Raw genomic sequence first — 15,359 nt, forward strand, 5'->3', positions numbered from 1 at the left:
TCCGTCAGCCTCTCCAGCTCGCCGCGAGCGCGAGGAGGGCGTCGTTCTCCTCGGGCAGCCCGATCGTCACCCGGACGCCCTCGCTGAGGAACGGGCGGACCATGACCTTCCCGTCCGCGCAGTGCAGGGCGAAGTCCCCGCTGTCGCCGCCGAGCGGCAGCCAGACGAAGTTGGACTGGGAGTCGGGCACATCGTGGCCGAGCGCCCGCAACCGCTCGGTGACCCGGTCGCGTTCGGCGACCGTGCGGGCGGCCCGCCGGCCGACCTCCGCGCCTTCGCCGAGGGCGACGACGGCGGCCCGCTGGGCGAGGGCGCTGACGCTGAACGGCACCTGAGTCCGGCGCACGTGCGCGGCGATCCCGGACGGCGCGACGCAGTACCCGACGCGCAGCCCAGCCAGGCCGTACGCCTTCGAGAAGGTCCGCAGCACCGCCACGTTCGGCCGGTCGCCGAGGAGGGTCAGGCCGTCGGGGACCCGGGCGGGATCGGTGTACTCCCGGTACGCCTCGTCGACGACGATCAGCACGTCCCGCGGCACCCGGTCCGCGAAGTCGGTCAGGGCCCGCGCGCCGACCGCCGTGGAGGTCGGGTTGTTGGGGTTGCACACGAAGACCAGCCGGGTCCGGGCGGTGATCGCCGCCGCCATGGCGTCGAGGTCGAGGGCGTGCTCGCGCAGGGGCACCCGCACCGCCGTACCGCCCGCTACGGCAGTGAGGATCGGGTACGCCTCGAACGACCGCCAGCCGAAGACGACCTCGTCACCGGGTCCCACGACGGTGTGCAGCAACTGCCCGCACACCTCGGAGGAACCGGCGCCCACCGCGATCCGGTCCGGCTCGACCCCGTGGTGCGCGGCCAGGGCCTCGACGAGCGGGGCGGCGTGCAGATCGGGGTACCGCGACACACCGCCGGCGGCCTCCGCGAGGGTTGCGGCCACCCCCGGCAGCAACCCGTGCGGGGATTCGTTGCTGGCCAGCACGACGGCCCCGGGCAGTTTGCGGCCCGGTACGTAGGCGGGCAGCTGGGACAGGGACGCACGGACACGCACCATGCTGGACTCGCTTCTGCAGCGCTGGGGCCCGAGGCCTCGCCGTCGGGCACTTGACAGGCAAATCGTGAAGAGAGGACGACAAGCGCTCAACTGTTTGGGAAATTCGGCTACGAATCGCCGAAATCGAGGCAGGTGATCGGCAAACCGTCTCCCGCCGAGCCCATCGGGACCTTTGGTACGAGACGGACGGCGCGCCCTCCGCAGGGCACATGCTCGTCTCCTTGATCACGGGACGGACACAGCGGGCCATCGACGCCCCCGCCGCGGGCGAGGCGTGAGCAGACTGCTCGCCGCCCGAGCCGCGCGACGTCCGCGGCCCGCCCTGTTCCGATCGAGGGAGACCATGCACAGCACCCAGACCCGCCTCCGCCACGGAGCCCTGACGGCGTGTGCGGCGGCTCTCGTGCTGCTCGCCGCCGGCTGCTCGAAGGCGTCCGCGGAGGCGCAGGCCGGCGACTGCCGCGACGACGGCCACTGGTCGGGACGGGAACAGGCCGCATGGCTGCGGACCGCGGTGGCCTTCCGCGGGACGGCCGACGGGGCAGGCCCGTCGTACGAGGACGCTTCGGTCGTCGTCCGCGCACAGCCCAAGGGTGATGTCCGGGTGCTGTGCCAACCGCTCCGTGTACGGGTCGAGTTCTGGACCCTCTCGGCCAGGGCGACGGGGACGGAGACGGGGACGGTGACGTCGTCCGTCATGCGCTACGAACTGTCCGCGGACGGCAGCAGGACCCGTATCGTCGAGTTCCCCAGGGACCTTCCCGCCGGACAGGACGGCATCTGCACCCGCGTCCTTGTGGCGGCGTACGCGGGCGCGCCCCTGAGCGATCGGGAACTGCCATGGACGACACGGGACTTGGCCATCGCCGAGGACGTGGACGTGCGGTTCGGGACAGATCGGGTCGGCGCCCATCGGTTGCTCCCGCCGCAGGATCCCACCGCATGCACCACGCACCGGCCGACGGCCGACCCCTCACCCACCAGGTCGACGATCTGGGACATCTACCATCCGTGACGGGGTCACGGGCGGGTGACCGGCCCCAACCCATCGGCCCGCTGCGGGCTGCGCCTCACTGCGTGCCGCGCGTACCCCTGAGTTCGCGTCCGGTGACCATCTCGGACTCGATCCGTACGAACACCGGGTCCCGCAGGGGCATCCAGGACGTGGGACCGGCCTGCGACAGCCGTTCGTGCTCGGCCGGATCGGTCACCACGGTGGCCCGGCCGGTGACGACCACGCTCCAGCCGGACCGGGTCGCCGCGTCGAACTCGTCCACCTCGAAGGCGACCACGACGCCGCCGATGGCGCGTACGAGGTCCGAGTCCGTTGAGGTGCGCAGCAGGACGGAGGCGTCCGTGTCCAGGGAGAAGTTGATGGGCAGGACCGCGGGCAGAGCCTGCCGGGTGTAGACCACGCGGCCGACCGGCACCTCGGCGAGCAGGCGCAGGCTCTCATGCCGGTCGAGTGCGCGAACGGCGTCGTTCTGGAACATCCGTCCATGGTCTCCGCGGTCGCGGTGCGGGGGTAGGGCCGACCGGCCCTACTCCCTTGGCCCTCTTGTGACGCGAGGACGGCCGATCGAAGCCGTTGATTCGCGCGAGCCGCGGGGCAACGCGGTACCGGGGCCGTACGGCGGAAGTACGCAGGGACTGCCCGGTCCGGATCAGGGGACGTCTGTCCGTCGGCAGGGACTCATGGCCCATGCCTCGGGTGAGTCCTGATGCGGAGAGTGGGGACGTGACGCCGTTCCGCGGGCAAGGGGCCCGCGGAACGCGTGCGAGCCCGGTGGCGCCGTACCACCATCACGAGGAAAGGGACGGACAACATGGTCCAGCCGTCGAAGTCGAAGAGCGCCAGTTCACCGTCGGGTGTGCCGACGCCCGGTACGCCGGTGTCGCGCCGGGCGTGGCTGATGCTGGCCCTGGCCACGGTCGGTTTCGCCGTGAACTTCTGGGCGTGGGCGCTGCTCAGCCCGCTCGGCCCGCGGTTCAAGGACGGGCTCGACCTGTCGTCGTTCGAGCAGTCACTCCTCGTGGCGGTGCCGGTCGTGGTCGGCTCGCTGGGGAGGATCCCGGTGGGTGCGCTGACCGACCGGTTCGGCGGCCGGGTCATGTTCCCGATCGTGTCGGCGGCCACCATCGTGCCGGTGCTCTACCTCGGCCTGGCCGGCCACTCCTCGCTGGCTGCCCTGCTGATCGGCGGGTTCTTCCTCGGCATCGGCGGCACCGCCTTCGCCGTCGGCGTGCCGCTGGTCAACGCCTGGTTCCCGCCCGAGCGGCGGGGTCTTGCCGTAGGCGTCTTCGGCGCCGGCATGGGCGGCACCGCCATCAGCGCCCTGACCACCGTGAAGCTCGTCGACGCGGGCACCATGGCCACCCCGTTCCTGATCACCGCCGCCGTGCTGGCCGTGTACGTCGTGGCCGCCGCGCTGCTGCTGCGCGACGCCCCCGGCCGCACCGTGCCGACCGAGCCGCTGGCCCGCAGACTGGCCGCCACCGCCCGGCTGCCCATCACCTGGCAGGCGTCCGCGCTGTACGCGGTCGCGTTCGGCGGCTACGTGGCGTTCTCCGTCTACCTGCCCACCTACCTCAAGACCGGTTATGGCCTGACCCAGGCGGACGCCGCGAACCGGATGGCCGGGTTCGTGCTCCTCGCCGTGGCGATGCGCCCGATGGGCGGCTGGCTCTCCGACCGCATGGGCCCGGCACGCGTGCTCGCCGGCTCGCTCGCCGTGGTCGTGGCCGGGGCGGTCGTGCAGTCGTTCAGTCCGCCGCTGGCACCGCTGGGCACCATCGCCTTCCTGGCCATGGCCGCCGCGCTCGGCGCGGGCAGCGGGGCGACCTTCGCCCTGGTGGCCCTGCTGACCCCGGCCAACCAGGTCGGCTCCGTCACCGGCGTCGTCGGCGCCGCGGGCGGCCTGGGCGGCTTCCTGCCGCCGCTGGTCATGGGCTCGCTGTACGGGGCGTACGAGTCGTACGCGATCGGCCTCGCCCTGCTCGCGATCGTGGCCGCCGCAGCACTGGGCTTCACCCTCACCGCCGTCCGCGCGGCCGCCGAAGGCGGGGAGCGGAAGCCCCGCACGGGTCGCCGGCGCCGGCACGGCACCACCGCCGGCACCACCGCCGGCACCACCGTGTAAGGGCACACGGACGGAACAAACGGGAACCAAGGACAGGGAGAAGACCGGTGTGCGAGTACTGCGGCTGCCAGTCTCTGGCGTCGATCGACGAGCTGACCCGGGAGCACGACGAGGTCGTCCGCTTGATCAGCCACCTCCGCCCCGCTCACCGGGACGGTGACGTGGACCGGATGGCACAGGTCGCCCGCGAGATCGCGACCGTGCTCGGCCCCCACACCCAGGTGGAGGAGCACGGGCTGTTCCCCGCGATGGCCGGGGACTTCCCCGAGCAGATCGCCGCTCTGGAGGCTGAGCACCGCCGCATCGAGGCCGTCCTGGTCGAGGCCGCCGACGGCGGCACGCCCCCGGATCCGCTTTGGCCGGACCGGCTGCTGGAAGCGATGGCCATGCTGCGCGATCACATCCTCAAGGAGCAGGACGGCGTCTTCCCGGCCGCACTCGCCAATCTCAGCACCGAAGAGTGGGAAACGGTCGAGGCCGAGCGCCTGAAGGCGGGCGGCGCCCTGTCCCGGCCGACCGCCTGACCGATCGCACTCCAGCTCCGGCAGGCAGCGACACACCACGCACGCCGGAATGGCCGAGCGGAGCCGGGGTAACCGCCGCTGCACGCAGACGATCTCTACCGAGCCCCGCGTTGTTCGTGGTGTGGCTGTTGACCTTCCGGGGGACAGCGGTCATAGAGTCGTGTGCGGCCGGACCGATCACAATTCGAACGGGTGCCCGGTGTGCCCGGGGCGGAGTGGCACGGTGAGCACGGAGACCAGCGGCGAACAGGCACAGGCGGGCTTGGACGGCGATCTGGCGGAGGCGCTGGTGCGCAGCCGCCGGTTCTTCAGCCGGGCGGAGGTCTCCGATGACCTGCGCACCCTGCACCGCAAGGGCGGGCGGCAGGCGGACGAGTTCTACCGGGACCGCTGGTCGCACGACAAGGTGGTGCGCTCGACGCATGGGGTGAACTGCACGGGGTCGTGTTCGTGGAAGGTGTACGTCAAGGACGGCATCATCACGTGGGAGGCGCAGCAGACCGACTATCCGTCGGTGGGGCCGGACCGGCCCGAGTACGAGCCGCGGGGCTGCCCGCGCGGAGCCGCCTTCTCCTGGTACACGTACTCGCCGACCCGGGTGCGTTATCCGTACGTGCGGGGCGTACTGCTGCAGATGTACCGGGAGGCCAAGGCCCGCCTCGGAGACCCGGTGGAGGCCTGGGCGGACATCGTCTCCGACCCGGAGCGTGCCCGCCGCTACAAGGCGGTACGCGGCAAGGGCGGCCTGGTGCGGGCGAGCTGGGACGAAGCGGTGGAGCTGGTCGCGGCCGCGCACGTACACACCATCAAGGAGTACGGGCCGGACCGGCTGGCCGGGTTCTCGCCGATCCCGGCGATGTCGATGGTCTCGCACGCGGCCGGCGCACGGTTCTACTCGCTGCTCGGCGGCGCGATGCTGTCGTTCTACGACTGGTACGCCGACCTGCCGGTGGCCTCACCACAGATGTTCGGCGACCAGACCGACGTGCCCGAGTCGGGGGACTGGTGGGACGCCGGCTATCTGATCATGTGGGGTTCCAATCTGCCGGTGACCCGGACGCCGGACGCGCACTGGATGGCGGAGGCCCGCTACCGAGGCCAGAAGGTGGTGGCGGTCTCCCCGGATTACGCGGACAACGTGAAGTTCGCCGATGAGTGGCTGCCCGCCCAGCCGGGCACCGACGGCGCCCTCGCCATGGCCATGGGACATGTGATCCTCAAGGAATTCTTCGTCGACCGGGCCACGCCGTACTTCACCGACTACGTCAAGAAGTACACGGACCTGCCTTTCCTGGTGACCCTGGAGGAAGGCGAGGCGGGAACGTACACAGCCGGCAAGTTCCTGACCGCCGCCGATCTCGGTGGCGAGCATGCGGCGGCCGAGCACGCCGAGTTCCGCACCGTCCTGCTGGACGCGGCCACGGGCCGGCCGGTGGTCCCGAACGGAACCCTCGGCGACCGCTTCGGCGAGGCTGGCGCCGGTAAGTGGAACCTGGACCTCGGCGACACCCGGCCCCAGCTGTCCGTCGAGGGCGGTGACGAGGCGCCGGTCGCGGTCGGCCTCCCCCGCTTCGACGCGCCCGACGGCAGCGCGGGGCGGCTGCGACGCGGGGTGCCGGTGCGGCGCGTGGCCGGGCGGTTGGTGACCACGGTGTATGACCTGCTGCTCGCCCAGTACGGGGTGAAGCGGCCGGGCCTGCCGGGCAGTTGGCCGTCGTCGTACGAGGACGAGTCGGAGCCGTACACCCCGGCCTGGCAGGCGGCGATCACCGGTGTGGATGCGGGCCGGGCGGCCCGTATCGCGCGGGAGTTCGCGACCAACGCCGAGGAGTCCGGCGGTCGTTCGATGATCATCATGGGGGCGGGCACCAACCACTGGTTCCACTCCGACACCATCTACCGGGCCTTCCTGGCCCTCACTACGCTGACCGGCTGTCAGGGCGTCAACGGCGGCGGCTGGGCCCACTACGTCGGTCAGGAGAAGGTCCGCCCGATCACCGGCTACTCGGCCATCGCGACCGCCGCGGACTGGAACCGCCCCGCCCGGTTGATGATCCAGACCGCGTACTGGTATCTGCACAGCGACCAGTTCCGCTACGACCCCTTCGCGGCCGACACGCTCTCGGCGGCCGGTGCAGGGGGTCCCTTTGCCGGGAAGACCACCGCCGACGTCATCGCCCAGTCCGCACGGATGGGCTGGATGCCCTCGTATCCGACCTTCGACCGCAACCCGCTCGACCTCGCTGACGAGGCACAGGCCGCGGGCCGCCCGGCCGGCGAGCACATCGTGGACGAACTCAAGTCGGGGCGGCTGCGGTTCGCGGGCGAGGACCCGGACGCGCCGGAGAACTTCCCGCGCGTACTGACCGTATGGCGGGCCAATCTGCTGGGCTCCTCGGCCAAGGGCAACGAGTACTTCCTCAAGCACCTGCTCGGCACCGATGCGTCGGTGCGTGCCACCGAGGCACCGCCGGACGCCCGTCCGCGGGACGTCGTGTGGCGGGAGGAGGCGCCGGCCGGGAAGCTCGACCTGCTGCTGACGCTGGACTTCCGGATGACCAGCACGACCGTCTTCTCCGACGTCGTCCTGCCCGCCGCCACCTGGTACGAGAAGCACGACCTGTCCAGTACGGACATGCACCCGTTCGTGCACGCCTTCAACCCGGCGATCTCCCCGCCCTGGGAGACCCGTACCGACTGGGACGCCTTCCACACCCTGGCCAAGGAGTTCAGCCGCCAGGCCGCAGGCCACCTCGGCGTCCGGACGGACGTGATCGCCGCGCCGCTGCTCCACGACACCCCCGACGAAATGGCCAACCCGCGGGGAGAGGTGCGGGATTGGAAGGCGGGGGAGTGCGAGGCGGTCCCCGGCCGCACGATGCCGAAGCTCATCACGGTCGAGCGCGACTACGGGGCCGTGGCGGAGAAGATGGCCGCCCTCGGCCCGCTGCTGGACTCCCTCGGCGCCACCACCAAGGGCATCACCTTCAAGTTCGACCGCGAGCTGGAGTATCTGCGCCACAAGAACGGCACCGTGCGCGGGGGAGTGGCCGACGGGCGGCCCTCGATCGCCCGGGATGTGAACGCCTGCGAGGCGATCCTCGCCCTCTCCGGCACCACCAACGGCCATCTCGCCACCCAGGGCTTCCACACCCTCGAAGCCCGCACAGGCACACGACTTGCGGACCTGGCCGCCGAGCACGAGGGCAAGCAGATCACCTTCGCCGACACTCAGGCCGCTCCGGTGCCGGTCATCACCTCCCCGGAGTGGTCCGGTTCGGAGACCGGCGGGCGCCGCTACTCGCCGTTCACGGTCAACGTCGAGCGCCTCAAGCCCTGGCACACCCTCACCGGACGCCAGCACTTCTATCTCGACCACGACTGGATGACCGCGCTGGGTGAGCAACTGCCCGTCTATCGGCCCCCGTTGAGCATGGACGCGCTTTTCGACGAGCCGCGCCTCGGAGACGTCGGCGAACTCGGTGTGACGGTCCGCTACTTGACGCCGCACAACAAGTGGTCGATCCACTCCGAGTACCAGGACAACCTGTTCATGCTCTCGCTCTCCCGGGGCGGGCCGACGATCTGGATGAGCACGCAGGACGCGGCCAAGGTCGGCGTGAAGGACAACGACTGGGTCGAAGCCGTCAACCGAAACGGTGTGGTCGCCGCCCGGGCGGTCGTCTCGCACCGCATGCCGGAAGGCACCGTCTACATGCACCACGCCCAGGACCGCCTCATCGACGTGCCCCGAACGGAGACCAGCGGCCGACGCGGCGGCATCCACAACTCCCTGACCCGCCTGCTGATCAAGCCCAGTCATCTGATCGGCGGCTACGCCCAACTGTCGTACGCCTTCAATTACTTGGGCCCGACCGGCAACCAGCGCGACGAGGTCACCGTCATCCGCCGTCGCGCCAACCAGGACGTGGAGTACTGATCATGCGTGTGATGGCTCAGATGGCGATGGTGATGAACCTCGACAAGTGCATCGGCTGCCACACCTGCTCGGTCACCTGCAAACAGGCGTGGACCAACCGCACCGGCGTCGAGTACGTGTGGTTCAACAACGTCGAGACCCGCCCCGGCCAGGGCTACCCCCGCCGCTACGAGGACCAGGACACCTGGAAGGGCGGCTGGGAACTCAACAAGCGGGGGCGCCTGGCGCTGAAGGCCGGCGGCCGGTTCAAGAAGCTCATCCAGATCTTCTCCAACCCCGTCCTGCCGGCCCTCGACGACTACTACGAGCCCTGGACGTACGACTACGAGACCCTGACCAACGCCCCGCTCCAGGAGCACACCCCGGTCGCCCGCCCCAAGTCCCTGATCTCCGGCAAGGACATGAAGATCTCCTGGTCGGCGAACTGGGACGACGACCTCGGCGGATCGGCCGCGACCAGCGAGCAGGACGTTCTGCTGAACGAGGTCTCGGAGAAGATCAAGTTCGAGTTCGAGCAGACCTTCATGTTCTACCTGCCGCGCATCTGCGAGCACTGCCTCAACCCGTCCTGCGCCGCCTCCTGCCCCTCCGGCGCGATCTACAAGCGGGAGGAGGACGGCATCGTCCTGGTCGACCAGGACCGCTGCCGCGGCTGGCGGATGTGCGTGACCGGATGCCCGTACAAGAAGATCTACTTCAACCACCGCACCGGCAAGGCCGAGAAGTGCACCTTCTGCTTCCCCCGCGTCGAGGTCGGCCTGCCCACCGTCTGCTCCGAGACCTGCGTGGGCCGGCTGCGCTACATCGGCCTCGTCCTCTACGACGCCGACCGCGTCCTGGAAGCCGCTTCCACCCCGGACGAGACCGGCTTGTACGAGGCGCAGCGGAAGGTCTTCCTCGACCCGAGCGACCCGGACGTCATCGCCGCAGCCGAGCAGGCGGGCATCCCCCGGGACTGGATCGAGGCCGCCCAGCGCTCCCCGATCCACTCCCTGATCAACACCTACAAGGTGGCCCTGCCGCTGCACCCGGAGTACCGGACGATGCCCATGGTCTGGTACATCCCGCCACTCTCGCCGGTCGTCGACGCCGTACGCGACACCGGCCAGGACGCCGAGAACCACCACAACCTCTTCGCCGCCGTCGACTCCCTGCGCATCCCCGTCGACTACCTCGCCCAGCTCTTCACCGCCGGGGACCCCGCCCCGGTGGACGCGGTCCTCCACCGCCTGGCCGCCATGCGCTCGTACATGCGCGACATCAACCTCGGCCGCGAACCGAACGACACCATCCCCAAGTCCGTCGGCATGACCGGCGAGCAGATCTACGACATGTACCGGCTGCTGGCCCTGGCCAAGTACGACGAGCGCTATGTCATTCCGCCCGCCCACGCCGAACAGGCCCACAAGCTGGAGGAGCTGGCGACGGAGTGCAGCCTGGACTACGAGGGCGGCCCCGGCATGGGCGGCTCCGGCCCCTTCGGCGAGGCCTCCGGCGGCGCCGCCCCGATAGCGGTGGAGAACTTCCACGCCCTGCGCGACCGCCAGACCTCCGAGACCCCCGCCGCCCCGACCGACAAGGCCACCCGAGTCAACCTCCTCAACTGGGACGGCAAGGGCTCCCCTCCCGGCCTCTTCCCACCCGGTGCGGACGACGAGAACGGTTCCGCGTCATGAAGTCCGCCGCCGCTGACGCCCGTAACTCTCTGGCCTGGCAGGCCCAGTCCCTGCTGCTCGCTTACCCCGACGAGCAGCTCTCCGACCGCCTCACCCTGGCCCTCAAGGTCGCCGCCACCCAGCCGAAGACGGTCGCCGGCCCCCTCGTGCGCTTCGCCGAACACGCCGCCCGCACCCCCCTGCCGGAGCTGGCCGCCGACTACGTCGCCACCTTCGACCACCGCAAACGCTGCTGCCTCTTTTTGACCTACTACGCGCACGGCGACACCCGAAAGCGCGGCCTCGCCCTGCTGAGTCTGAAACAGACATACACCGATGCCGGATGGCAAGTCACCGACGACGAACTGCCCGACCACCTCGCCGTCGTCCTCGAATTCGCCGCCGCCGAGCCCGCCCTCGGATCCCGGCTGCTCACCGACCACCGCGCCGGCCTGGAACTCCTGCGCCTCGCCCTGCGCGACGCCAAGTCGCCCTGGGCACACGTCCTGGACTCCGTGTCCGCCACCCTGCCCGCCCTCGCCGGCGACGAACGCACAGCCGTCATGCGCCTCGCCGCCCAGGGCCCGCCCGAGGAACAAGTCGGCCTCGACGCGTACCCGCCCCCCACGTCATCCCCCGTGTTCCTGCCCGATCCCGTCGTAGGAGGTCCCCGATGACCGCACCCGCGCAGCCCGTCACCCTGGCGGTCGAGGCCGGCACCGGCGGCATCCTGCTGTGGGTCGTGCTGCCGTACGTGGCGCTCGCGGTGTTCGTGCTCGGCCACGTCTGGCGGTACCGCTACGACAAGTTCGGCTGGACCACGCGCTCCTCCCAGCTCTACGAGAGCCGGCTGCTGCGCATCGGCAGCCCGTTGTTCCACTTCGGCGTCCTCGTCGTGCTCCTCGGCCACATCGGCGGACTCGTCGTCCCCAAGAGCTGGACCGAGGCGGCCGGGATCAGCGAGGACATGTACCACATCGGCGCGGTCGTCCTCGGCACCATCGCCGGCGTCGCGACCCTGGGCGGCCTTGCCATCCTGATCTACCGCCGTCGCACCGTCGGCCCGGTGTTCTCGGCCACCACCCGCAACGACAAGGCCATGTACGTCTCCCTGACCGTCACCATCGTGCTCGGTCTGGCCGCCACCGTGGCCGCGAACGTCGTCGGCGGGGGATACGACTACCGCGAGACCATTTCCCCCTGGTTCCGCTCCATCTTCTACTTCCAGCCCGACCCGGACCTGATGACCGGCGCCCCGGTGCTCTTCCAACTGCACGCGATCAGCGCCCTGCTCCTGTTCGCGGCCTGGCCCTTCACCCGGCTCGTCCACATGCTCACCGCACCGCTCGGCTACCTGACCCGCCCCTACATCGTCTACCGCAGCCGCGACACCGAGCTCGGCGCGCGCGCCCCGCGCCGCGGCTGGGACCGCGTGGGGTCCTGAACAGCCGGCCTGAGACGCGAGTTACTCATCCGCCTCCGCAGGGAGGGGCACCGTCCACTCCACGACGGTGCCGGTGGGCTCGTTCGGTGTGAGCGTGAGGCTGCCGCCCAGGTCGGTGGCGCGGCGACGGAGGTTGTCGAGGCCGCTGCGGCGGGTGACGGCAGGGTCGACCCCCCGTCCGTTGTCGGACACACGCAGGCGCAGCCGACTGCCGTCCGTCTCGGCGATGACCTCGACGGCGGTGGCGTGTGCGTGCCGGGCGGCGTTAGACAGGGTCTCGCGCAGTACCGCCAGCAGGTGATCGGCGTGGCCCGCGGGTACACCGGTGTCCAGCAGGCCGGTCATGCGCAGGGCGGGGCTGAAGCCGAGGGCCTCGGCGGCCTGGTCGGTCTCGGACAGCAGCTTCGCGCGCAGTCCGGCACGCCCCTCGGAGCGGTCGCGCTCGCGCAGGGCGTAGATCGTCGTCCGCACCGTTTTGATGGTGTCGTCGAGGTCGTCGACCACACGCTGGATGCGCTCGGCCGCCTCGGGCCGGTCGGAAATCCGTCCCAGTACGGAGTTCAGCGTCAGCCCGGAGGCGAACAGCCGCTGGATCGCCAGATCGTGCAGGTCGCGCGCGATGCGGTCGCGGTCGGTCAGGACCAGGAGATGCTCGGCCTCGCGCCGGTGATCGGCGATCTCCAGGGCGAGTGCGGCCTGGTCGGCGAAGCCCCTGATCATGGTCATGGTGGCGTCGGAGAACTCCTCGCCGCCGGGCAGATTGGCGAGCTGCAGGACACCGCGGGCGTGCTCGCGCCCGCCCAGCGGGAGCAGGAACCCGGGCCCCAGTTCCACACGAGCTGCGGCGCCGGCGCTTTCCTGCGGCTCCCGGGACAGCGCTTTGCTGGTGATCTGCTCGTTGGAGCGGTACACCTTCGCGGCCAGCGTGGTGGCCGGCAGTACCAGGCCCCGCACCCTCTCGGAGCCCTCGCCGTCGGCGGCCTCGATCACCAACTCGTCACCGTCGTCGATCGGCACGGCCACCGTCACCAGATCGGCCCCTGCCAGCGACCGTACGGTGATGGCGACCTGGTGCAGCACCTGATCCGGGTCGGTACCCGACAACAGGGTGCGGGTCAGTTCGCTGCTCGCCGCCAGCCACTTCTCCCGTCGGAGCGTGTCCTCGTACAGCCGGGCGTTGTCGATGGCCACGCCGGCCGCAGCCGCCAGCGTGCGCAGCACCGCCTCGTCCTCGTCGTCGAACTGCGCTCCGCCGCGTTTGTCGGTCAGGTACAGATTGCCGAAGACCCGGTCGCGTACGCGCACAGGAGCCCCCAGGAACGTGGTCATCGGCGGATGCCCCTCAGGGAAGCCCACCGACTCGGGATGTGTGCCGAGGTCGGCAAGGCGCAGCGGCTCCGGCTCCCTGATCAGCAGCCCCAGGATGCCCTCGCCCTCGGGATAGTGACCGATCGCCTTGATGGTCTCCTCGTCCACGCCGACCGTGATGAACTGCTTGATCCGGCCTTCCTCGCCCAGCACCCCCAGCGCCCCGTACTCGGCATCCACCACGGCCACCGCGGACTCGGTGATCCGCCGCAGCACCACATCGAGGTCCAGGTCGGAGCCGATCGCCAGTACCGCGTCCAGCAACGTGTGCACCCGGTCCCGGGTCGCGCGTACCTGGGCGACCTGCGCCTGCAGGCCCTCCAGCAGCTCGTCCAGCCGCAACTGGGGTGCCGCCGGACCGCCCCTCCGCTCTTCGGCCGGACTCTCCGCCATTCCCGCTCCCTCCGGAAAAAATGCACCGCTGGCACCTTCCCAGCTTGCCGGAACGGCGCCGCCCACACGCGAACCCATGTGTTGGTGCGGCCGTCACGGCAGCTCAGATCCTATTAGTGTCCTGCTGCCCGCGGCCGGGTGTCCTCGACGCGGTGCATGATGGCTTCCGATGTCGTGTCCGATGGCTGGAGAGCAGAGAGCGTCGCGTACAGCCAGTACGTCCTGGACCAGACTGACCCCTTCCCGCACGGTTGCACCTGGGCGACCTGTGGGGCGAGCAGAGCTCCACTCCCGAAACGCAATCGGAGACGTGACTGATGGAGACCACCGGACAGCAGTTCATCGCGGGCAAGCGCCGCTCCGGCACGTCCGGCGAGCAGTACCAGGTGACCAATCCGGCCACCGGCGAGGTCCTGGCCACCGACACCCTGGCAGGACCCGAGGACGTCGACGAGGCGGTGACCGCCGCTCGCGCCGCCTTCGCCGAATGGTCGCGCACCACCCCCGCCGAACGCTCCGAGGCCATGCTGCGCTGGGCGGACCAACTCCAGGCCCGCAGCGAGGAGTTCGCCGACACGGAAAGCCGCATCGGCGGCAAGCCGATCAGGCTGGCAAGCGGCTTCGACATCCCCGGCAGCATCGACAACGTACGGTTCTTCGCCGGTGCCGCCCGCAACCTGGAAGGCCGCGCCTCGGCGGAGTACTCCGGCGACCACACCTCCACCGTCCGCCGCGAACCCATCGGGGTCATCGGCTCCATCGCCCCCTGGAACTACCCCCTCCAGATGGCCGTCTGGAAGGTGCTGCCCGCCGTCGCCGCCGGCAACACCGTGGTCCTCAAGCCGTCCGAACTCACCCCGCTCACCTCGGTGATGTTCGCCGAGGCGGCGCAGGAGGCCGGCATTCCCGACGGCGTGATCAACATCGTCACCGGCAGTGGCACCGTCGCCGGGCAGGCGCTGGTCACCCACCCCGACATCGCCATGGTCTCGTTCACCGGCTCCACCGGCGTCGGCCGCCAAGTCGCCGCGCAGGCAGCCGGGTTGGTCAAGCGCGTCCACCTCGAACTCGGCGGCAAAGCACCCTTCCTCGTCTTCGACGACGCCGACCTGGAGGCCACCGCCCGCGGCGCCGTGGCCGGTGCCCTCATCAACGCCGGCCAGGACTGCACGGCCGCCACCCGCGCCTACGTCCAACGCCCCCTGTACGAGGCGTTCGTGACCCGCGTGGCCGAGCTGATGGACGGCGTACGGCTGGGCCCGGTCGACGACCCCGCCACCGACATGGGCTCCCTGATCTCCCTCCGGCAGCGCGACAGGGTCGCCGCAATGGTGGAGAACGCGCGTGAGGCCGGAGCCACGGTCGTGCGCGGCGGGAGGATCCCTGACGGGCCGCTGGGCCAGGGCGCCTACTACGAGCCCACCCTGATCACCGACGCGTCGCAGGACTCCGCCATCGTCCAGCAGGAGATCTTCGGCCCGGTCCTCGTCTGCCTGCCCTTCGACAGCGACGACGACGCCATCCGCCTGGCCAACGACACCCCGTACGGCCTTGCCGCCTCGGCCTGGACCAGCAACGTATTCCGCGCCGGACGCGCCGGCCGAGAGATCCAGGCGGGCTGCGTCTGGATCAACGACCACATCCCGATCATCAGCGAGATGCCGCACGGCGGCTACAAGGCCTCCGGCTTCGGCAAGGACATGTCGGCGTACTCCTTCGACGAGTACACCAACGTCAAGCACGTCATGTCGGAGAACACCGGCGAGCAGCACAAGTCCTGGCACGACGTGGTCTTCACCAGCCGCTGACCCGCCACAGACGCAACGCGTCCACGCCGGCAACCC

11 protein-coding genes are annotated in these 15,359 nt (G+C 70.5%); 8 read left to right on the forward strand and 3 right to left on the reverse strand.

Annotation, left to right across the window (positions count from 1 at the left end; genetic code table 11):
- Positions 1-4: 4 nt before the first annotated feature.
- Entirely contained in the window at positions 5-1,051 is a 1,047-nt protein-coding gene (locus tag ACFYO0_RS19670) for a histidinol-phosphate transaminase (RefSeq protein WP_388677252.1), read from the reverse strand.
- 343 nt (positions 1,052-1,394) lie between these two features.
- Here ACFYO0_RS19670 and ACFYO0_RS19675 point away from each other — a divergent pair, with 343 nt between their 5' ends.
- Complete coding sequence (locus ACFYO0_RS19675) at positions 1,395-2,066, forward strand: hypothetical protein (protein ID WP_388677255.1); 672 nt, start codon at positions 1,395-1,397, stop codon at positions 2,064-2,066.
- A gap of 55 nt (positions 2,067-2,121) precedes the next feature.
- Here the strand turns inward: ACFYO0_RS19675 and ACFYO0_RS19680 are convergent, their stop codons facing one another.
- Positions 2,122-2,544, reverse strand: a complete 423-nt coding sequence (locus ACFYO0_RS19680; RefSeq protein ID WP_388677257.1) for a pyridoxamine 5'-phosphate oxidase family protein — start codon at positions 2,542-2,544, stop codon at positions 2,122-2,124.
- Positions 2,545-2,877: 333 nt separating this feature from the next.
- Between ACFYO0_RS19680 and ACFYO0_RS19685 the strand changes: the two genes are divergently transcribed.
- The 6 genes from ACFYO0_RS19685 to narI all read left to right on the forward strand — a co-directional run bounded on the left by ACFYO0_RS19685 (position 2,878) and on the right by narI (position 11,754).
- Positions 2,878-4,191 carry an MFS transporter gene (locus ACFYO0_RS19685; RefSeq protein WP_388677260.1) on the forward strand — a complete coding sequence of 438 codons (1,314 nt, stop codon included), beginning with the start codon at positions 2,878-2,880 and terminating at the stop codon, positions 4,189-4,191.
- A 47-nt stretch (positions 4,192-4,238) separates the two neighbouring features.
- On the forward strand, positions 4,239-4,715 hold the full coding sequence (locus tag ACFYO0_RS19690) for a hemerythrin domain-containing protein (RefSeq protein ID WP_388677262.1): 477 nt from the start codon (positions 4,239-4,241) through the stop codon (positions 4,713-4,715).
- Positions 4,716-4,938: 223 nt separating this feature from the next.
- Positions 4,939-8,655, forward strand: coding sequence for a nitrate reductase subunit alpha (locus ACFYO0_RS19695; protein ID WP_388677265.1), 3,717 nt, complete (start codon positions 4,939-4,941; stop codon positions 8,653-8,655).
- Between the two features lie 2 nt (positions 8,656-8,657).
- Positions 8,658-10,331: a nitrate reductase subunit beta gene (gene narH, locus ACFYO0_RS19700; RefSeq protein ID WP_388677268.1), complete on the forward strand. Its 1,674-nt coding sequence runs from the start codon at positions 8,658-8,660 to the stop codon at positions 10,329-10,331.
- Entirely contained in the window at positions 10,328-10,987 is a 660-nt protein-coding gene (gene narJ, locus ACFYO0_RS19705) for a nitrate reductase molybdenum cofactor assembly chaperone (RefSeq protein ID WP_388677270.1), read from the forward strand. Before narH ends, narJ begins: the two co-directional genes overlap by 4 nt.
- A complete protein-coding gene (gene narI / locus ACFYO0_RS19710; protein WP_388677273.1) occupies positions 10,984-11,754 on the forward strand; it encodes a respiratory nitrate reductase subunit gamma in 771 nt (256 codons plus the stop codon). The genes narJ and narI overlap by 4 nt, the downstream gene beginning before the upstream one ends.
- 21 nt (positions 11,755-11,775) lie before the next feature.
- Here narI and ACFYO0_RS19715 read toward each other — a convergent pair whose 3' ends face one another.
- Positions 11,776-13,515, reverse strand: a complete 1,740-nt coding sequence (locus ACFYO0_RS19715) for a GAF domain-containing protein (protein WP_388677276.1) — start codon at positions 13,513-13,515, stop codon at positions 11,776-11,778.
- Between the two features lie 317 nt (positions 13,516-13,832).
- Here ACFYO0_RS19715 and ACFYO0_RS19720 point away from each other — a divergent pair, with 317 nt between their 5' ends.
- Positions 13,833-15,323 carry a gamma-aminobutyraldehyde dehydrogenase gene (locus tag ACFYO0_RS19720; protein ID WP_388677278.1) on the forward strand — a complete coding sequence of 497 codons (1,491 nt, stop codon included), beginning with the start codon at positions 13,833-13,835 and terminating at the stop codon, positions 15,321-15,323.
- Positions 15,324-15,359: the final 36 nt, after the last annotated feature.

Origin of the sequence: Streptomyces sp. NPDC006365 (assembly GCF_042870755.1) — a bacterium.
Taxonomy (GTDB): domain Bacteria; phylum Actinomycetota; class Actinomycetes; order Streptomycetales; family Streptomycetaceae; genus Streptomyces; species Streptomyces xiangluensis.